Genomic DNA, 18,353 nt, shown 5'->3' with positions numbered 1-18,353 from the left:
TTCGGACTGGTGGACGGCGGTCGGGCCGGTTGGCGGTTCGGTCGGTGGACGGGCGGTCAGGCGGCGGCGAAGAGCCGGCCGGCGTTGGCCAGGTAGATCCGGGCCAGCTCCGCGGTCCCCTCGGCGTACGAGTCGCCGAGCCGGGCGGTCTCGGTGGCATCGGGGTGGCTGCCCAGCCAGGCCTGCAGCATCAGCCGCCGCATCATCACGAAGCTCGGCAGCATCACCTCGTCCTTGCGGGACAGCGGACGCACCTCGCGGTAGCCGGCGGTCCAGGCCTGCTGCCAGCTGTGCAGCCGGGGATCGGTCTCCAGGAAGGAGACCGCGGCGGCGAAGTCGTACATGAACCAGCCGAAGCCGCAGTCGTCGAAGTCGATGACGGTGTACCCCTCGGCGTCCCCGACCAGGTTGGCGACCCGCAGGTCGGCGTGGATCAGTCCGAACCGGCGGGGATCGCGGCCGTACACCGCCAGCCGGTTCTTCAGCAGCCGGACGGCCGGCTCGATGTCCGCGACGAGTGCGGGGGTCATCCCCGGGCCGTCCTCCCACCGTCCCCAGCGCGCTCCGGTGCCGAGGGTGTGTTCCCAGTCCCAGGAGAACCGGGTGACCGGCCGGTGGATGTGCCGCACGCTCTCGTGCAGAGTCGCGGCGATCCGGCCGAGCCGGTGGAAATCGGCGGGACGCAGCAGGGCCTCGTCGGTGGTGCTGCCGGCGATCGTCTCGAACGCCACCGCGTGGCGGACCATACCGCCGACCGGGAAGGACAGCACCCGCTCCCCGGTGGCGGTGGCGAGCGGTCGGATCGCCGGGAGGATGCTGCGTTCGCGCAGGACGTCGAGCCAGACCAGTTCCGACTCGATCGCCTCGGGGTCGCGGTTGTCGGCGGGGTGTACGCGGATCACCGCCGACCGGTCGCCGTACGAGCAGCGCTCGGTGGCCAGAAAGGTCGCGTTCTCCGACACCTGGAGCAGCTCGATCGTCGCGGCGCTGCCGAAGCCGTGCGCGGCGGCCGCCCGGGCGGCGACCTGCTGGGACAGCTGTCGCTCCGACGTCAGGTCGGGAAGGGGTGCGGTTTCGAGCATCATGGGTCCTCCTCCAGTCGTCAGCTCGGAACGGGATATGACGATCCTTCCCGATCGGTCGGGCGTTCCCCAGCCGAGAAGGGGACATTTACCGGACCGGAACACGACTGTTCGCTGCGGTCCGTGGGACGGTCCCGGAGCCCGGGCACCGTCACCGCGACGAAACGTCGCGTGGTGCCGTCGCCACGAGCTTCAGTCCGACCACCGCAGCCACGATGCCGCCGATGAACACCAGTTTCCACGGCGAGACCGTCTCGGAACCGGTGGCTATCGCCCAGCCGACGGTCAGTGCCGCACCGACCCCGACCCACACGGCGTACGCGGTGCCGATCGGGATCCGCCGGGTGGCTCGCCCGAGGCCGACCATGCTGGCCGCGAGCGCCACCAGGAAGACGAGGCTGGGGATCGGCCGGGAGAGCCCGTCGGACTGTCCGAGGGCGGTCGCCCAGACCGCCTCGAACACCGCGCTGATCAGCAGGACGACCCAAGCCATGGTCAGCTCACCGCCTTCAGTCCGGCGACCGACCCGATCAGCAGGACCAGCAGGAGGCAGCGGGCGACCGTGAGGCGTTCGGTCCCGGTGACCAGGCCGACCACGACGGTGAGGGTGGCACCGATCCCCACCCAGACCGCGTACGCGGTCCCGGTCGGCAGGTCGGTCATCGCCCGAGCAAGACCGAGCATGCTGAGGATCAGGGAGACGAAGAACGTGATGGTGGCCACCGGCCGCCGGAAACCGTGGGAAGCACCCAAGGCGGTGGCCCAGACGGCTTCCATCACTCCGGAGGCGACGAGGATCAACCAAGACATGACAGGACCCGTCCGAGTCAGTCTTGTCCGTGCGGGTACTGCTCCCTCGTCCGCGAACCCTGAGGGGGTTCCGTCCCGGACCCTAGCAAATTCCTCCTGTCGGCCGGCGCCGGACAGGTCACCGTCCGTGAGCAGCGGTGGCCCTCGGCCGCAGAGACCACGAACTTCAGGGACTTCCCCCATGGTGGGAATACCCGCCTCCGGGGGATAGTTGAGTGGATGTGGCTCAAGGTCAGCCTTGAGCCGGTTAGACTCAACTCAACAGCAGTTCCCTGGTCCGCGTGGACCGGTGTCACCGGCACCGGGCACCGGCACCACTCGGACAACACCATGCAGGGCAAACACCATGCAGGTCAAAACACCATGGAGGTACATCACATGGCTCGTGCAGTAGGCATCGACCTCGGCACCACCAACTCTGTCGTCGCCGTCCTCGAGGGCGGCGAGCCGACGGTCATCCCGAACGCCGAGGGTGCCCGTACGACCCCGTCCGTCGTCGCCTTCTCCAAGAGCGGTGAGGTCCTGGTCGGCGAGGTCGCCAAGCGTCAGGCCGTCACCAACGTCGATCGTACGATCCGCTCGGTGAAGCGCCACATGGGCACCACCTGGACGACGAAGATCGACGACAAGACCTACAAGCCGCAGCAGATCTCCGCCTTCGTGCTGCAGAAGCTGAAGCGGGACGCCGAGGCGTACCTGGGTGAGACCGTCACCAATGCCGTCATCACCGTCCCGGCCTACTTCTCCGACGCGGAGCGCCAGGCCACCAAGGAGGCCGGGGAGATCGCCGGCCTGACCGTCGACCGGATCATCAACGAGCCGACCGCTGCGGCACTGGCGTACGGTCTGGACAAGGCCGACCAGGAGCAGACCGTGCTGGTCTTCGACCTCGGTGGCGGCACTTTCGACGTCTCCCTGCTGGACATCTCCGACGGCGTGTTCGAGGTCAAGGCCACCAAGGGTGACAACCGGCTGGGCGGCGACGACTGGGACAACCGGGTCGTCGAGTGGATGATCAAGCAGTTCAAGAACAAGAACGGCGTCGACCTCGGCCAGGACAAGATCGCCCGCCAGCGCCTCCAGGAGGCCGCCGAGAAGGCGAAGATCGAGCTGTCCGCCGCATCCGAGACCTCGATCAACCTGCCCTACATCACCCTGGGCGAGTCCGGGCCGCTGCACCTCGAGGAGAAGCTGTCCCGGGCCGAGTTCCAGAAGATGACCCTCGACCTGCTCGACCGCTGCCGCGCCCCGTTCAACTCGGTGCTGCAGGACGCCAGCATCGCCATCTCCAAGATCGACCAGGTGATCCTGGTCGGTGGCTCCACCCGGATGCCGGCCGTCGTCGACCTGGTCAAGGAGCTGACCGGTGGCAAGGAGCCGAACAAGTCGGTCAACCCCGACGAGGTCGTCGCCCTGGGCGCCTCCCTGCAGGCCGGTGTGCTGAAGGGTGAGGTCAAGGACGTCCTGCTGCTCGACGTCACCCCGCTGAGCCTGGGCATCGAGACCAAGGGCGGGGTGATGACCAAGATCATCGAACGCAACACCACCATCCCGACCAAGCGCTCGGAGGTGTTCACCACCGCCGAGGACAGCCAGCCGTCGGTGATGATCCAGGTCTACCAGGGCGAGCGCGAGTTCGCCCGGGACAACAAGTCGCTCGGCAACTTCGAACTGACCGGCCTGATGCCCGCCCCGCGCGGCGTGCCGCAGATCGAGGTCACCTTCGACATCGACGCCAACGGCATCGTCCACGTCAACGCCAAGGACATGGCCACCGGCAAGGAGCAGTCGATGACCGTCACCGGCGGCTCGGCGCTCGGCAAGGACGAGATCAACGACATGGTCAAGCAGGCCGAGGCACACGCCGAGGAGGACCGCAAACGTCGTGAGGAGGTCGACACCCGCAACGAGGCCGAGGCCCTGGTCTTCCGCACCGAGAAGCTGCTGAAGGACAACGCCGACAAGATCGGTGAGGACACCAAGGCCCCGGTCGACGAGGCGCTCGCCGAGCTGAAGAAGGCTCTGGAGGGCGAGGACATCGAGGCGATCAAGGCCGGCATGGAGAAGCTCAACACGACCTCCGCCGCGATGGGCCAGGCGATGTACGCCGCCGCCCAGGCGCAGGCCGCGCAGGAGCAGCAGGCCGCCTCCGCCGAGGGTGACAGCGACGGCGGCTCGTCCGCTCAGGACGACGACGTGGTCGACGCCGAGATCGTGGACGACGAGAACGACAAGGGTGGCAAGAAGTGACCGATCCCGAGAGCGTGAACGGCGGGGCGGAGGAGCAGGAGGGCCTGCACATCTCCGACAAGCGCCGTTTCGATCCCGAGACGTACGAGCGCCGTGTCCCGGCCCCGGCGGCCGAGGAGGCCGCCGGGACCCCGGGGCAGCCGGCCGATGAGCCCGCGGCGGCCGAGGAGGCCGACACCGCGCCCGAGGAAGAGGAGGGCGAGGTGCCCGGTGAGTTCGTGGTGCCCGACGACGCGAGCGCGCTGGTGGCGGACGAGCGGGTGGTGGAGCTGGAGTCCCAGGTGCGCGAGCGCACCGAGGACCTGCAGCGCCTCCAAGCGGAGTACGTGAACTACAAGCGCCGGGTCGACCGGGATCGTGACGTGGCCCGCCAGAGCGGGATCGAGTCGGTGCTGGCGGACCTGCTGGCGGTCCTCGACGACCTCCGTGCGGCCCGCGCCCACGAGGACCTCACCGGCGGCTTCAAGGCCGTCGCCGAGGAGATCGAGAAGGTCGCCACCAAGCACGGTCTGGAGGCGTACGGCACCACGGGCGAGGCCTTCGATCCGCAGGTCCACGAGGCGCTGATGCACCAGCCGGCTCCCGAGGGCACCGAGGTCGACGGGCCGACCGTCGTCGCGGTGCTGCAGCCCGGCTACCGGATCGGCGAGCGCATCCTGCGTCCCGCCCGGGTGGCCGTCACCGGGGCCTGACCCACCCCACGCGGGGGAGAGGACGATCGGCGGTCCGATCCGGAGTGTTCATCCGGGCCGCCGATCCCTCGCCCCTTCCGCCCGCCCCGGATCCCACCCGCCCCAGCACGACGAGCACTCCACCACCACCAACACCATGGATGAGAGGCCGCGCCGGTGAGCACCAAGGACTGGCTCGAGAAGGACTACTACAAGGTCCTGGGCGTCTCGAAGGACGCCTCCCAGGACGACATCAAGAAGGCCTTCCGCAAGCTGGCGCGCGAGAACCACCCCGACGCCAACCCGGGCAACGCCGACAAGGCCGAGCGGTTCAAGGCCGTCTCGGAAGCCAACGACGTGCTGTCCGACCCGAAGAAGCGCAAGGAGTACGACCAGCAGCGCAGCCTGTTCGGTGGCGGCTTCCGGTTCAACCGCGGCCAGGGCCAGGCGTCCCCGAACGTCGACGACCTGTTCCGCAACGCCACCTCCGGCGCCGGCGACTTCTCCGACATCCTGGGCGGCCTGTTCGGCGGGTCCGGCGGGATCCGGCGGACCACCAGCCGCAGCCCGCGCCGCGGCGCCGACGTCGAGGGGGACGTGACGATCGACTTCGACCAGGCGGTCGAGGGCACCACCGTCTCGATGCAGATGGTCTCCGACGCCCCCTGCCCGGCCTGTTCCGGCACCGGCGCCAAGTCCGGCACCGTGCCGCGGGTCTGCCCGACCTGCCAGGGCTCCGGGATGCGGACAGCCACCTCCGGCGGCGTGTTCCAGGTGACCGAGCCCTGTCCGGACTGCCACGGTCGCGGCCTGATCGTCGACGACCCGTGCCCGGTCTGCGGCGGCTCGGGACGGGGCCGGTCGACCCACACCATGCAGGTGCGGATCCCGGCCGGGGTCGAGGACGGTCAGCGGATCCGGCTCAAGGGCAAGGGCTCGCAGGGCGAGCACGGCGGCGGCCCCGGCGACCTCTACGTCGACGTTCACGTCACCCCGCACAAGCTCTTCGGTCGCAGCGGCACCAACCTCACCATCACCGTGCCGGTGACCTTCACCGAGGCGGCGCTGGGGGCCGAGATCGAGGTGCCGACCCTGCACGGACAGCATGTCCGGCTGCGGATCCCTGCCGGGACGCCGAACGGACGTACGTTCCGGGTCCGCGGCCGGGGCGTGGCCCGCAAGGACGGCTCGAAGGGTGACCTGCTGGTGACCATCGAGGTGACGGTCCCGGCCAGCCTGCCCGACAAGGCGCGCAACGCGCTGCTGATCTACGCCGACGAGGCCGGCGAGACCAACCCGCGCGCGGCGCTCTTCGCCCGGGAGCCCTGATGGTCGCCGAGTCGAGCCGGCTCCCGGAGCGGATCGACCGGGATGCGCCGATCTTCGCTATCTCGGTCGCGGCCCGACTCGCCGGCATGCACCCGCAGACGTTGCGGACGTACGACCGCCTCGGCCTGGTCTCCCCGCGGCGTACGTCCGGGCGGGGGCGGCGCTACTCGCCCCGCGACGTCGAGCGGTTGCGGATGATCCAGCACCTCAGCCAGGTCGAGGGGATCAACCTGGAGGGGATCCGCCGGATCCTCCAGATGCAGGACCTGGTCGAGGAGCTGCAGGGCCAGGTGCGGGAACTCGAGGAGCGGCTCCGGGAGGCGCTGATCGCCCCGGCCGGGTCCCGGTTCTTCACCGCCGACCCGTCGGGCAGTGTCCGGATGGGGTCCTCGATGGGCCGGCCGTACCCGCCCCGCGCGCTGACCGGCCGCTGACCGGTCGCCGGCGGCCGGTCAGCGGCCAGCGGTGTACCCGGTCGCGGAACCGTCCTCCGATCTCCGCTACGTCGCCGCCGGGTCGCTCGCGGCCGGCTGCAGCGGATACAGCTCCGGCAGCGCGCGGCGTCGCCGCGGCAGCGCCCCGATGATCCCCAGATCGACCAGCACCGCCTCGGCGGCGCGCTGCCCCGACACCATCGCGCCGTGGATCGACCCGGTCTTGCGGTGGTCCCCGGCGACGTACACGTCGTCCCAGATCCGTACCTGCTGGCGATCCGACAGCGGCGGCCGGTGCGTCGGCACCGCGTTCGGCAGCTCGAAGTGCGCCACCACCTCCCAGTCGTCCGTCGGCACACCGTAGATCGCCGCCAGGTGCCGGCGGACGACCCGGACGCTGGCCCGCCCGTCGAACCGGTCGAGCAGCGTCTTCGCGGCCACCAGGTGGCTGTCCGGCGGGGCGTACGAGGGGGCGAAGCTGGTCACCTCCACCGCTGTCCACACCGGCCCGATCGGCCCGCGCCCGTCGAGGGCGAAGACCGGCAGCGAGAACGGCGCGCTCGGCGTCCGGAACCACCAGGTGACCACGCCCTGCATCCGCGGGCGGCGCACCGGGAGCAGCTGGTTCACCGCCTCCGGGCTCACCGCCACCACCGCCTTGCGGGCCCGCAGGGTGTCACCCCAGGTCTGCACCTCCACGCCGCCGCCGGTCTCCAGCACGGCCGAGGCGTGCACCTCCAGCCGGACCGGGTCGCGCAGCTGCGAGGCGAGCAGCTCCGGCAGTGCCTGCATCCCCCCGGCCGGCAACCCGGGGGTGCCGGCCAGGATCGAGTGCAGCACCCACTTCGCGTACGCCGCCGAAGTCGTCCCGCTGCTGTCGGCGAGCATGGCGGAGAGCACCGGGAGCAGCAACTCCTCGCGCAGCGCGCCGCGCACCCTGAACTCGTCCAACGAGGCCAGCAGGGTGGTGTCGTTGTCGGAGTCGAGCACCCGCCCGCCGACCAACCCGCTGGACGACCAGCGGGCCAGCGCAGTGAGGTCGGCCGCGGAGATCATCCGGCTGCGGACCATTGACGGCAGCAGCCGCGGGACCCGGCGCGGGTCGCCGAAGAGCTGCGGGCCGTCGGTCCGCCGGACCAGCAGCGCAGCCAGCGGGAAGTGCAGGTCGAGTCGGGACAGGTCCACCCACCGGTGCACGGCGGGCATCTGCGGGTTGACCGTCATCAGTCCCCAGTCGCAGATGAAGCCGTCGATCCGGGAGGACCGGATCCGTCCCCCGACGCTCTGCCCGGCATCCACGGTGAGGACGCGCAGGCCGGCGTCCTCCAACACCCGGGCGCACCGCAGACCCGCAACGCCGGCCCCGATCACGATGACATCGGCATCCACCCCGACCACCTCCTGCCTCGGCCGCCAGCGGCCTCGGTCCTCGCCCAATCGCTCAATTGCAGCACGACCGGCGCCGGGCGGTGGCCGGATCAGCTCAGCTCGAGCTGGCCGAACATGTTGAACCGGACGAGATCCTGGTCGGGATGGTGGACGAACTCCCACAGGTGCGCATCGGGGTCGGCGACGATGGCGGTGTACGCCCCCCAGTCGCGGTCGGTCGGTGGACGGACGGAGTAGCCGCCCGCTGCCAGCCACTCCTCGTACGCCTCCCGGACCTGGGCGTCGGTGCGGAAGTGGGAGACCAGCCGCTGCCCGCGGAATCCGGCACCACAGGGGGACAGCTGGGCCTCCGCGGCGAGCCGGTCCCAGCTCGACAGCGCCAGAATCGGCCCGATGGTCTGGAACAGGATCACATCCGACGGTCCGCGGCGGGCCTCGAAGCCGACGGCCTGGTAGAACTGCGCCGACCGCTCCAGGTCCTTCACCCCGAGGGTCACGATCGACAGGCGTGGCTGCATGCCGATCACCGTAGTCCCGACAGGCCGGTCGCGGTGACGGTGACCGGGATCACGCGTCCTGCCCGTCGGGGAGTGCCAGCACGGTCGCGATACCGGGAGCGAAGCTCATCTCCCACAGGTGGGCATCCGGGTCGGCCGCCACGCCGGCGTAGCCGCCCCAGTCCTTGGCGGCCGGCTGGCGGACGCCGATCGCCCCGGCGGTGATCCAGGTGTCGTACGTGCCGTCGACCGCGGCCTGGTCGGCGAGGTGGAGGGTCAGGTGGCTGCCGCGGAACCCACCGGTCTCCGGGGCCACGCCGAAGTCGTCGGCGAGCTCGGTCCAGCCACGGAGGATGAGGCGGAGGCCGTGGGCCGCCAGGACGGTGCCGCGCTCGTCATCGGCCAGCACCCGGAACCCGACCGCACGGTAGAAGGCCAGGGAACGGGCATGATCACGCACCCCCAAGGTGATCGATGACAGGCAGGGTGGCGTCATGACACCAGCTTAGGTCGCCCTCTGCAACTTTCGATACGTCGCCGTATCGCCCTGCGGGCAGTGGAACGCGCCCGGGTCAGGACGTCCCGAGGTCGGGCCCGGGGGTCAGGATCCGAGGAAGGCCTTGATGATCGGCCCGGCGGCGGCCGAGCCGGAGCTGCCGTTCTCGACATAGACGGCCACCGCGATCCCGTCGCGGTAACCGATCATCCAGGCGTGGGTCTTCGGCGGGGTGTCGGTGCCGTACTCGGCGGTGCCGGTCTTCGCGCCGGTGAGGGTGCCCCGCATCCCGGCGGCGGTGCCCTGGTCGACCACGGCCTGCATGATCGACCGCAGGCTCGTGGCCTCCTGGTCGGTGAGCGGGGCCGCGTCCGCCGTCGGCCGCTGCGACGGGAGCAGGTAGGGGACCACGGTGTGCCCGCTCGCCACCGAGGCAGCGACCCCGGCCATCGCCATCGGGGAGGCCTCGACGAGGCCCTGCCCGATCAGTGCCTCGGCACCGCCGACGGTGTTCGCCGGGGCCGGGACCGAGCCGTAGAAGGCCGGGAAGCCGGCGTCGTGGTCCTTGCCGAGCCCGAGGCTGGCCGCCGCGTCGGTGAGCTGTTGCGGGGTGATCCGGTCGCGCAGGCCGATCATCGCGGTGTTGCAGGAGTTCGCCACCGCACCGCGCAGGGTGGTCTGGCCCAGACCGCTGCTGGGGAAGTCGGAGTAGTTGGTGAACGTACGCCCGTCGACGGTCACCGAGGGGGTGCAGCTGACGGCGCTGTCCGGGGTGAGCCCGGCGCGCAGCAGCGCCAGGCTGGTGGCGATCTTGAACGTCGATCCGGGGGCGATCCGGCCGAAGGTCGCGGTCGGGTTCGCCCCGTCGTCCGGGGCTGTCGCCGCAGCGAGGACGGCCCCGGTGGAGGTGTCCAGCGCGACCAGGGCGGCGGAGCCCTTGACCGAGGACAGTGCCTGCTCGGCCCGGGTCTGGCGGTCCGGGTCCAGGGTGGTCTCCAGGGCCGCGCCGGAGGTCGCGGTGGCGTTGAACACCGCCGGCGGGTCGGCGACCTGCCCGGCGGGGGTGTCGCGGGGGACGATCACCACCCGGTCGCCGGGCTTGCCCCGCAGCTGGGTGTCGTAGCGCTCCTGCAGCCCACCGACGCCGATCGGATCGCCCGCCAGGATCGCGCCACCGGACGCCTGGGCCCGGGCGGCGTCGGCGGTCCCGACGGAGCCGAGCAGGCCCTGCGCGAAGGTCGCGGTGGGCGCCAGCTGGCGGACGTCGCGCTGGATCCGGGCCCCCGGGGTGGCGAGGAAGTCCTGGGAGACCTGGGCCCGTTCGGCCCGGATGGTGAGCGCATCGACGAACGCGACGCTGCCCGCGGCATGGACCCGGTCGAGGTAGCGCTGCTCGTCGATGCCGAGCGCCCGGGCGATCCGCCGGGCGGAGTCGTCCACCTGGCCGGCGGCGACGGTCGACTTGTCCAGGCCGAGGACGAAGACGTCGCGTTCCTTGACGATCGGCAGGCCGCCGCTGCCGAGGATCTGTCCCCGGGCGGCCTGGGTGCGCCGGTGGACCAGCCGGGTGGTGGAGGTGAGGGCGGGGTGCAGCACGCTCGGTGCCCAGTCCAGCGCCCAGCCCTGACCGGTCCGGGTGAAGGTGGCGGTGGCGTCGTAGTGCCAGGTGCCGGCCGGGAAGACCCAGTCATAGGTCAGCGGGACGGATGCCTTCTGCCCGTTGACGGTGATCGTGCCGGGGGTGACCTGCGGCCTCAGACCGTCCATCCCGCTGGTCAGGGTGGTCAGTTCCGCCCCGGCGTCGGTGCCGTTGCTGGTCCGCAGCCCGGCCAGCGACCCGGCCTCGAGGCCCTTCTTCAGGGCGGTCACCTCCGGGTCGAGGCCCCACCGGGTCAGCGGGCCGCAGCCGACGGTGGTGGCCAGCAGGACCAGGGCCAGGGCGGGCAGCAGCAGCCGTGACCCGATGGATCTGCCGGACAGGCGGGAGGGTCGGGACCTGCGGGACGGCCGGAACGGGCGGGACGTGGGGGGCACTCCGGCAGTCTTCGCCACCCGTGGGGTCATGGTCAACGGGTCTCCGGCAGCGGTCAGCATGAACTTTCCGGTGGCGCGGGTGCGGGCTGAGGGGGCACGATGAGCCCATGATCACGGCCATGCACCTGCTCATCTACTCCGACGACGCCGCCGCGACCCGGACTTTCCTGCGTGACGTGCTGCTGCTGGAGTCGGTGTCGGTCTCCGCCTATGACGCCGAGACGGACGAGGCTTCGGTCGACGACTGGCTGGTCTTCGCCGGCGGTCCCTGTGAGATTGCCGTCCACCCGACCCACGCCGAGAACGAGGGGACGACGTACGAATCCCCGCAGCACCACAGCATCTCGCTGATGTGCGACGACCTGGCGGACACCATGGCCGAGCTCGCGGGGCGCGGCGCGGTGTTCACCGGTGAGGCGCAGGACCTGGGCTGGGGCCTGGCGGTGACGGTCCAGGTGCCCGGCGCCGAGGACATGCTCCTCTACCAGCCGCGGCACGCGACCGCGTACGCCAAGGGACTCAGGGCCTGACAGCGGCGGTCCCGGCCGGGAGGATCCGGACGGTGAACACCGTCTCCCCGGGCCGGGAGGTACACGCCACCGTCCCACCGTGCGCCTCGACGACGGCGCGGACGATGGCCAGGCCGAGCCCGGTGCTGCCCTCGGTCGACCTGCGGGAGGTGTCCGCCCGGGCGAAGCGGTCGAACAGCTGCGGCAGGAAGGCCGGGTCGATGCCGGGACCGTCGTCGGTCACCGTCGCCTCGACGAAGCCGTCCTCGGCGCGGCGGACCACCGTGTTCACCGTGGTGCCTGCCGGGGTGTGCTTGCGGGCGTTGGAGAGCAGGTTGGCCAGCACCTGGGACAGCTGGCGGCTGTCGCCGTGCACCGTCATCGCCTCGTCGGGGACCTCGCAGGTGAACTCGTGGTCCGGCCCGGCTGCGGTGGCGTCCAGCACTGCCTCGACGGCGAGTTCGCTGAGGTCCAGGTCGACGAAGGTGGGCGTACGTCCCTCGTCGAGCCGGGCCAGCATCAGCAGGTCCTCGACTAGTCCGGTCATCCGGTCGGTCTGCGACTCCACCCGGCCCAGCGAGGTCCGTCCCTCCGGGCTGAGCTCCTCGGTGAGCCGGAGGATGTCGGTGTAGCCGCGGACCGCCGCCAGTGGTGTCCGCAGTTCGTGGGAGGCGTCGGCGACGAAGGCGCGGAGCTGGCGCTCGGTGCGCGCTCGGGCGGTCAGCGCGTCGTCGACGTTGTCGATCAGCAGGTTGAGGGCGTGGCCGACGTTGCCGACCTCGGTCCCCGGTTCGGCCAGGTCAGCCGGCACCCGGCGGCCGCTGAGGTCGACGGTGCCGGTCTCCAGCGGCATCGCCGCCACATCGGTGGCCACCTTCGAGATCCGGGCCAGCGGCCGCAGCGAGCGGCTGATCGCCAGCGTCGCCACCAGCCCGGCCAGCACCAGCGCCGCCGCACCGCCGATCACCTCGGTCAGGGTGAGGAACGCCACCGGCCCGTCCACGGTGGACGTCGGCAGCCCGGTCACCACCACCTGGACGGATCCGGTCGACGTGTCGACCACGGTGAGCGGCAGCATCCGGTACTCGCCGATCGACAGCCGGACGGTCTGCGGCCTGGCCTGCCGGGAGGAGGTGGCCTCGGGGTCGGTCTGCTGGACCGTTCCCGCGCTGGGGGTCAGCAGGCCGGCGTCGGCGATCGTCTGCACATCGGCCACCTTCAGCGCGGCGGCGGAACCGTCCGGGACCCGGTAGTACGCCGCCACATTCCCGGTGGAATCGCGGACCAGGGTCAGCACCCGGGTCGGCTGGCCGGGAGCGTCGATCGGGTTGCGGTAGTGGTCGTCGCCGTCGTGCTGGGCCGGGCGGGCGTACGAAAGGGACCGCAGGGCCGCCTGCTCGACGTCGGAGTCGAGCCGCTGGGTGAGGTTGTGGTGCATCACCGCGACGGTGACCGCACCGAAGACGCCGAGCACGGCGGCCATGATCACCAGGATCACCGCGACCAGCCGGGTGGTCAGGCTGAATCGCCGCCGATGTCGGTCCGCTCCGGGCGCGGCCGCACCGGCGAGCGTGGCGGGGCCCGGACCGGGCGGTGTCGTGGAGGAGTCGGCCCGCAGAGCCGTGCCGCCTGGCCGCAGGAATCCCGGCCGCTGCGGCTTACCGAGGCTCCTGGGGCCGGCGGCGGGTGTCGTCGGGTCCGCCGCCATTAGACGGCGGGCTTCAGCACGTAGCCGACGCCTCGGACGGTGTGGATCATCGGCTCGCGACCGGCATCGATCTTCTTGCGCAGGTAGGAGATGTAGAGCTCGACGATGTTCGCCTGGCCGGCGAAGTCGTAGTGCCAGACGTTGTCGAGGATCTGCCCGCGGGTGAGCACCACCTTGGGGTTCTCCATCAGGTAGCGCAGCAGCTCGAACTGGGTGGCGGTCAGGTCGATGTCGTCCCCGCCGCGGGTGACCTCCCGGGTCTCCACGTTCATCGTCAGGTCACCGACCACCAGCTCGGCCGAGTCCTGGTAGGCCGCCCCGGATCGCTCCACCAGCCGGTGCAGCCGCAGCAGCACCTCCTCGATGGCGAACGGCTTGGTGACGTAGTCGTCGCCGCCGCGGACCAGGCCGGTGATCCGGTCCTCGACGCTGTCCTTCGCGGTGAGGAACAGGCAGGGCACCTCGGGGAAGTGCTGGCGGATCCGGGCCAGCACCTCGTCGCCCTCCAGGCCGGGCAGCATCCAGTCGAGGACAAGGACGTCGGGGGCGTACGTCCGGGCCTGCTCGACCGCGTCCAGCCCGTCGTGGGAGACCCGGACGTCCCAGTTGCACATCCGCAGACCCATCGCGACCAGGTCGGCGAGCACCGCCTCGTCGTCGACGACGAGGGCCCGGATCGGGGACCCGTCCGGGTGACTCAGCTTCGGCAGCACCTCGGCGAGTGCGGCGAAGTTCTGGTGCGTGCTCATGCCGTCCCCCAGCGATCGGGCCGCGTACGGCGGCGGGTGGTGGTGCCAGTCTAGGTTCGGCCCCGGCTCGCCGGCGGCGGACAGGAGCCGTCCACCATGGCACCCGTGATTGGTGTGCCGGTGGCGTACGCAGCCTGTGCCGGGTCTGTGAGCCGGCGACCGTCGCTCCGGCACGGGATTTGGTCGGGTGGTGCCGGTCACCGGATTCCACAGAACCGGCACAGGGTCGGCTGCGTGCCGACACACACCGTCGGGCGACCGTCGTCGCATGACTGCGAACAACGCCCTGCCGACCTTCGCCGGTCCGCCGCACGTCGCGGCCCCCTGGACCGGCACCGACACCACCAGCGGCCCGACCGGAGGGGCGGGCGACCCGGACGGCCCCGGCGGGCCCTCCGGTCCCGGCCGTGCCGACGGCGGGCCCGGTGGCTCCGGTCCGACCGGCGTCCTGCCGCGGACCGGCGGTTCCGGTTCCGGGGGCGGTCAGGCGGAGGTGCCCTCCGTCCCGATCGGCCGCGGGATCGTCGCCGCCTCGGTGGTCCTGCTGCTGGCCGGGACCGCGGTGCTCTACTTCTACGGCCTGTCCGGCTCCGGCTGGGCCAACTCCTTCTATTCCGCCGCGGCCCAGGCCGGCGGCACGGACTGGAAGGCCTGGTTCTACGGCTCCCTCGACGCCGCCAACGCCATCACCGTCGACAAGCCGCCGGCTGCGCTGTGGCTGATGGGGCTGTCCGTACGGCTCTTCGGGCTGTCCTCGTGGAGCATCCTGGCCCCCGAGGCGCTGCTCGGGGTGGCCTCGGTCGGCCTGATCTACGCCACCCTGCGCCGGGTGCTGACCCGTGGCGAGGGCGGGGCCCGGATCCCGCTGACCCTCCGCGCCCACGTCGCGTCCCTGGTCGGTGCGGCGGTGTTCGCCCTCACCCCGGTCGCCGTGCTGATGTTCCGGTTCAACAACCCGGACGCGCTGCTGACCTTCTGCATGATCCTGGCCACGTACTTCACCCTGCGCGCCGCCGAACGGGCCAGGGCGCGCTGGCTGGTCGCTGCCGGGGTGGTGATCGGCCTGGGCTTCCTCACCAAGATGCTGCAGGCCTTCCTGGTGCTGCCCGCGCTGGTCGCCGCCTACCTGGTCGCGGCACCGACCGGGTGGGGCCGCCGGATCCGGCACCTGCTCTACGCGTTCGCCGCCATGGTGGTGTCGTTCGGTTGGTATGTCGCGGTCGTCGAGCTGACCCCGGCGTCGCTGCGGCCCTACATCGGTGGATCGCAGAACAACTCGATCCTCGAGCTGGCCTTCGGCTACAACGGCTTCGGCCGGATCACCGGCAACGAGACCGGCTCGGTGACCGGCGGGGGCGGTGGCTTCGGCGGCGGTGGGGCCGGCGGCGGCATGTGGGGGGAGACCGGGCTGCTGCGGATGTTCTCCGGAGTCTCCGGCGGCATGGTGTCCTGGTTGATCCCCGCCGCCCTGGTCCTCGGCGTCGCCGCGCTGGTCTTCCTGCACGGCCGGAAGCGGACCGACCTGCTGCGCGCCGCGATTATCGCGTTCGGCGGCTGGCTGGTGACGATGATGGTGGTGTTCTCGTTCATGGCCGGCATCTACCACGACTACTACACCGTGGTGCTGGCCCCGGCGATCGGGGCGCTGCTCGCCCTCGGCGGTTACGTGGTGTGGGGCCGGCGCAACTCCCTCGCCGGCCGGATCGTCCTCGCCGGGACGATGGCACTGACCACCGTCTGGGCGATCGTGCTGCTCAGCGAGGCTTCCGGCCTCTACCTGACCCTGCGCTGGGTCGTCCTGCTGCTCGGCACCCTGGCGACGGTGGCGCTGCTGGCGGTCCGCGTCGTCGGCCGGGCTCTGCGCTCGACCGTGGTGGGGGTCGCGCTGGCCGCCGCGTTGGTCGGGCCGGCTGCGTACGCCCTGGACACCGCGGCCACCCCGCACACCGGGTCGATCGTCACGGCCGGACCGGTGAGCAACGGCGGCCCGGGGGGCGCCGGTCGGACCGGGCGCGCCGCAGGGTTCAACCGGACCCGCGGCACGACGGCGGGCGGCACCTCGCAGGGTGGTCCCGGCCAGGGCGCGCAAGGGATGCCTCCGGGTGGCTTCGGTCAGACCGGCACCGGCACGCAGAACGGCACTGGCACCGGTACGCAGAACGGCACCGGCAGCACTGGTCAGCTGCCCGCCTTCGGCGCCGGACCAATGGGCCAGACCGGCGGTCTCGGCGAAGTCGGCGCCGGTCGTGCCGGCGGGGCCGGTGGGTTGCTCGAGGGTGCGCAGGTCTCCTCCGAGATGACCACCCTGCTCACCGCGGACGCCTCCCGCTACACCTGGGTCGCCGCCAGCATCGGCTCGCAGAACGCCGCGTCCTACCAGCTCGCCACCCAGCTCCCGGTGATGGCCATCGGCGGCTTCAACGGATCCGATCCCAGCCCGACCCTGGCCCAGTTCCAGGAGTACGTCGCCCAGGGCCGGATCCACTACTTCATCGCCGGTGGGATGGGCGGCCAGCAGAACGGCGGATCGTCCGCCGCCTCGGAGATCTCCAGCTGGGTCACCTCCCACTACACGGCGCAGACCGTGGGCACCGCCACCGTCTACGACCTCACCGCGCCGACGTCCTGACAGCCGAGGTGCGGTCGGCACCGTCCTGCGGACGGTGTCCACATCGCGACCACGTGCGTCGCCTGCGCGTTTCGCCTGCGCACTTGTGCTGGTAGTCGAGCACAAGTGCGCAGGCGAAACGTACCTGTGGAACGGGCGTGGTCCCATGTCAGCGCCGAGACGAGCGCCCCTCGGTCCGGGATGCTGAGGCGAGCCTCCCTCGGCCTGGGATACCGTGCGCAGCCCGGGCGGCGTCGGAGGCGGTGGCTAGGATGTCCGCATGACCGAGGTCATTGTCACCCGCAACGAGTCCGAGGGGCGCTACGAGGCCCGCGTCGACGGCGAGCTTGCCGGGTTCGCGGAGTATCAGCTCGCGACGAACCTGATCGTCTTCACCCACACCGAGACCCGGCCCGCCTTCGAGGGCAAGGGGGTCGGGTCGGCGCTGGCGAGGACCGCGCTCGACGAGGTCCGGGCCGAGGGCGACCGTGAGGTGCTGGCGATCTGCCCGTTCATCAACGGCTGGATGCATCGTCACCCCGACTACCTGGACATGCTCTACAAGGGCCATGGCCGCAAGGAGCAGGAGCAGGTCGAGCAGGACTGAGGATCACTGCCCGGCGACCGGACTGAGGGTCACCGCCCGGCGACCGCTGATCATCCCTGCTCGGCGGTGGGGCACCGGGGGCCGTGTGTCGGGACAGGAGGCGGCATGGACCGTACGACGCTGCTGGCCCAGCGGCTGGTCACCCAGCGGCTGACCGCGGCTCCCGCCGATCCGGTGCGGGTCGTCGGTGAGGCGCTCGCCGTCCAGTCCCAGGACGCCCCGATGGCCCGCTGGTCGATCGGGATGCGCTCCGCGGCCGACGACGGCGTCGTCAGCCGGGCGGTGGACGAGGGCCGGCTGGTCCGCACCCACGTGCTGCGGCCCACCTGGCACTATGTGCTCCCCGAGGACCTGCGTTGGCTGCTGGCGCTCAGTGCTGCCCGGATCGAGCGGTCGATGGGGGCCCGGCACCGGCAGTTGCGGATTACCGAGGCAGTGCTGGAGCGGGCCTTCGCGGTGCTGCGGGAGACGCTGACCGCGCAGGGACCGCTGACCCGTCGGCAGTTGCACCCGCTGCTGCCGACGACCGGATTCCCGGAACAGGGCCAGGTGGTGGGCCATCTGCTGCTGGTCGCCGAACTGCGGGAGCTGATCGTCTCGGGGCCCTCGGCGGACGGCCAGCACACGTACGTGTTGATGGACGACCTCATCCCCACCGTCCCGGAGCGCACCCGGGAGGACCTGGTCCGCGACCTCACCGCCCGGTTCTTCGCCGGCCACGGACCGGCGAGCGTAAAGGAACTCACCCGCTGGGCGGCGGTGACACAGGCCGAGGTCAGGTCGGCGCTGGGAGACCTGGGGCTGTCCTCGGCGACGGTGGACGGGGTGGAGCTGTGGTGGGACCCGACCGCGGTGGCGGAGGGGACCCGGCCCCGCCGGGCGCACCTGCTGCCCACCTTCGACGAGGCCACGCTGACCTACCTGGCACCCTCGTGGGAACGGGTCCCCGGCCATCCCAAGGGTGACCGACCGCCCACGTACGCCCGGGTCGGCGGCGGGGTGGTGATCTGCGACCTGGCGGAGGTCGGGCTGTGGCAGCGCCGGGCGACAGGCGCCACCACCAGGGTCAGCCTTGACCTCAGCCCGTCGGTGACGGCACGGCAACGGAAGGCCATCGCGGCCGAGGCGCAGCGACTCGCCGACTTCGAGGGGCGGCCGTTGGAACTGGCCGGCTGAGAGG

17 protein-coding genes and 1 riboswitch are annotated in these 18,353 nt (G+C 71.5%); of the genes, 8 read left to right on the top strand and 9 right to left on the bottom strand.

Annotation, left to right across the window (positions count from 1 at the left end):
• Nucleotides 1-56: 56 nt before the first annotated feature.
• The 3 genes from R0145_RS15455 to R0145_RS15445 form a co-directional block, all read right to left on the bottom strand.
• Entirely contained in the window at nt 57-1,085 is a 1,029-nt protein-coding gene (locus tag R0145_RS15455; RefSeq protein WP_317837772.1) for a phosphotransferase enzyme family protein, read from the bottom strand.
• 148 nt (nt 1,086-1,233) lie between these two features.
• Nucleotides 1,234-1,575 carry a multidrug efflux SMR transporter gene (locus R0145_RS15450; protein WP_317837771.1) on the bottom strand — a complete coding sequence of 114 codons (342 nt, stop codon included), beginning with the start codon at nt 1,573-1,575 and terminating at the stop codon, nt 1,234-1,236.
• Nucleotides 1,576-1,577: 2 nt separating this feature from the next.
• Nucleotides 1,578-1,892, bottom strand: coding sequence for a multidrug efflux SMR transporter (locus R0145_RS15445; RefSeq protein WP_317837770.1), 315 nt, complete (start codon nt 1,890-1,892; stop codon nt 1,578-1,580).
• Nucleotides 1,893-1,903: 11 nt separating this feature from the next.
• Nucleotides 1,904-1,967, bottom strand: a riboswitch (guanidine-III (ykkC-III) riboswitch).
• A 303-nt stretch (nt 1,968-2,270) separates the two neighbouring features.
• Between R0145_RS15445 and dnaK the strand changes: the two genes are divergently transcribed.
• From dnaK to R0145_RS15425, 4 genes are all read left to right on the top strand, one after another.
• Nucleotides 2,271-4,142, top strand: coding sequence for a molecular chaperone DnaK (dnaK, locus tag R0145_RS15440; RefSeq protein ID WP_317837769.1), 1,872 nt, complete (start codon nt 2,271-2,273; stop codon nt 4,140-4,142).
• Nucleotides 4,139-4,834: a nucleotide exchange factor GrpE gene (gene grpE, locus R0145_RS15435; RefSeq protein ID WP_317837768.1), complete on the top strand. Its 696-nt coding sequence runs from the start codon at nt 4,139-4,141 to the stop codon at nt 4,832-4,834. Before dnaK ends, grpE begins: the two co-directional genes overlap by 4 nt.
• Nucleotides 4,835-4,990: 156 nt before the next feature.
• Nucleotides 4,991-6,142, top strand: coding sequence for a molecular chaperone DnaJ (gene dnaJ / locus R0145_RS15430; RefSeq protein ID WP_317837766.1), 1,152 nt, complete (start codon nt 4,991-4,993; stop codon nt 6,140-6,142).
• On the top strand, nt 6,142-6,576 hold the full coding sequence (locus tag R0145_RS15425; RefSeq protein ID WP_317837765.1) for a heat shock protein transcriptional repressor HspR: 435 nt from the start codon (nt 6,142-6,144) through the stop codon (nt 6,574-6,576). Before dnaJ ends, R0145_RS15425 begins: the two co-directional genes overlap by 1 nt.
• A 66-nt stretch (nt 6,577-6,642) precedes the next feature.
• Here R0145_RS15425 and R0145_RS15420 read toward each other — a convergent pair whose 3' ends face one another.
• From R0145_RS15420 to R0145_RS15405, 4 genes are all read right to left on the bottom strand, one after another.
• A complete protein-coding gene (locus tag R0145_RS15420) occupies nt 6,643-7,965 on the bottom strand; it encodes an NAD(P)/FAD-dependent oxidoreductase (RefSeq protein ID WP_317837764.1) in 1,323 nt (440 codons plus the stop codon).
• Nucleotides 7,966-8,054: 89 nt separating this feature from the next.
• Nucleotides 8,055-8,483, bottom strand: a complete 429-nt coding sequence (locus R0145_RS15415; protein WP_317837763.1) for a VOC family protein — start codon at nt 8,481-8,483, stop codon at nt 8,055-8,057.
• A gap of 49 nt (nt 8,484-8,532) precedes the next feature.
• Nucleotides 8,533-8,958 carry a VOC family protein gene (locus R0145_RS15410; RefSeq protein ID WP_317837762.1) on the bottom strand — a complete coding sequence of 142 codons (426 nt, stop codon included), beginning with the start codon at nt 8,956-8,958 and terminating at the stop codon, nt 8,533-8,535.
• 105 nt (nt 8,959-9,063) lie between these two features.
• Nucleotides 9,064-10,992, bottom strand: coding sequence for a penicillin-binding transpeptidase domain-containing protein (locus R0145_RS15405; RefSeq protein ID WP_317837761.1), 1,929 nt, complete (start codon nt 10,990-10,992; stop codon nt 9,064-9,066).
• 107 nt (nt 10,993-11,099) lie between these two features.
• Between R0145_RS15405 and R0145_RS15400 the strand changes: the two genes are divergently transcribed.
• Nucleotides 11,100-11,522 (top strand): VOC family protein, encoded by a 423-nt coding sequence (locus R0145_RS15400; protein ID WP_317837760.1) that lies wholly within the window; start codon nt 11,100-11,102, stop codon nt 11,520-11,522.
• Here the strand turns inward: R0145_RS15400 and R0145_RS15395 are convergent.
• On the bottom strand, nt 11,512-12,984 hold the full coding sequence (locus tag R0145_RS15395) for a HAMP domain-containing sensor histidine kinase (RefSeq protein WP_317837759.1): 1,473 nt from the start codon (nt 12,982-12,984) through the stop codon (nt 11,512-11,514). The two genes, R0145_RS15400 and R0145_RS15395, sit on opposite strands and share 11 nt — an antisense overlap.
• A 224-nt stretch (nt 12,985-13,208) precedes the next feature.
• Complete coding sequence (locus R0145_RS15390; RefSeq protein ID WP_317837758.1) at nt 13,209-13,958, bottom strand: response regulator transcription factor; 750 nt, start codon at nt 13,956-13,958, stop codon at nt 13,209-13,211.
• Between the two features lie 268 nt (nt 13,959-14,226).
• On the opposite strand from R0145_RS15390, the gene R0145_RS15385 reads away from it, so the two are divergent.
• The 3 genes from R0145_RS15385 to R0145_RS15375 all read left to right on the top strand — a co-directional run bounded on the left by R0145_RS15385 (nt 14,227) and on the right by R0145_RS15375 (nt 18,349).
• Nucleotides 14,227-16,587, top strand: a complete 2,361-nt coding sequence (locus tag R0145_RS15385) for an ArnT family glycosyltransferase (protein ID WP_317837757.1) — start codon at nt 14,227-14,229, stop codon at nt 16,585-16,587.
• A 259-nt stretch (nt 16,588-16,846) separates the two neighbouring features.
• Nucleotides 16,847-17,173 (top strand): GNAT family N-acetyltransferase, encoded by a 327-nt coding sequence (locus R0145_RS15380; RefSeq protein WP_317837756.1) that lies wholly within the window; start codon nt 16,847-16,849, stop codon nt 17,171-17,173.
• 105 nt (nt 17,174-17,278) lie between these two features.
• A complete protein-coding gene (locus R0145_RS15375) occupies nt 17,279-18,349 on the top strand; it encodes a winged helix DNA-binding domain-containing protein (RefSeq protein ID WP_317837755.1) in 1,071 nt (356 codons plus the stop codon).
• Nucleotides 18,350-18,353: the final 4 nt, after the last annotated feature.

The sequence above is a fragment of the Raineyella sp. W15-4 genome, from assembly GCF_033170155.1.
GTDB lineage: Bacteria > Actinomycetota > Actinomycetes > Propionibacteriales > Propionibacteriaceae > Raineyella.
Note: the sequence above shows the minus strand (reverse complement) of the source record. Positions and strands in the feature narration are given on the sequence as shown.

Excerpts from the sequence above, each read along its gene's own strand:
- R0145_RS15455 (WP_317837772.1), bottom strand. The coding sequence starts at position 1,085 with ATGATGCTCGAAACCGCACCCCTTCCCGACCTGACGTCGGAGCGACAG.
- R0145_RS15450 (WP_317837771.1), bottom strand. The coding sequence starts at position 1,575 with ATGGCTTGGGTCGTCCTGCTGATCAGCGCGGTGTTCGAGGCGGTCTGG.
- R0145_RS15445 (WP_317837770.1), bottom strand. The coding sequence starts at position 1,892 with ATGTCTTGGTTGATCCTCGTCGCCTCCGGAGTGATGGAAGCCGTCTGG.
- dnaK (WP_317837769.1), top strand. The coding sequence starts at position 2,271 with ATGGCTCGTGCAGTAGGCATCGACCTCGGCACCACCAACTCTGTCGTC.
- R0145_RS15425 (WP_317837765.1), top strand. The coding sequence starts at position 6,142 with ATGGTCGCCGAGTCGAGCCGGCTCCCGGAGCGGATCGACCGGGATGCG.
- R0145_RS15415 (WP_317837763.1), bottom strand. The coding sequence starts at position 8,483 with ATGCAGCCACGCCTGTCGATCGTGACCCTCGGGGTGAAGGACCTGGAG.
- R0145_RS15410 (WP_317837762.1), bottom strand. The coding sequence starts at position 8,958 with ATGACGCCACCCTGCCTGTCATCGATCACCTTGGGGGTGCGTGATCAT.
- R0145_RS15400 (WP_317837760.1), top strand. The coding sequence starts at position 11,100 with ATGATCACGGCCATGCACCTGCTCATCTACTCCGACGACGCCGCCGCG.
- R0145_RS15395 (WP_317837759.1), bottom strand. The coding sequence starts at position 12,984 with ATGGCCGCCGTGCTCGGCGTCTTCGGTGCGGTCACCGTCGCGGTGATG.
- R0145_RS15390 (WP_317837758.1), bottom strand. The coding sequence starts at position 13,958 with ATGAGCACGCACCAGAACTTCGCCGCACTCGCCGAGGTGCTGCCGAAG.
- R0145_RS15385 (WP_317837757.1), top strand. The coding sequence starts at position 14,227 with ATGACTGCGAACAACGCCCTGCCGACCTTCGCCGGTCCGCCGCACGTC.
- R0145_RS15380 (WP_317837756.1), top strand. The coding sequence starts at position 16,847 with ATGACCGAGGTCATTGTCACCCGCAACGAGTCCGAGGGGCGCTACGAG.
- R0145_RS15375 (WP_317837755.1), top strand. The coding sequence starts at position 17,279 with ATGGACCGTACGACGCTGCTGGCCCAGCGGCTGGTCACCCAGCGGCTG.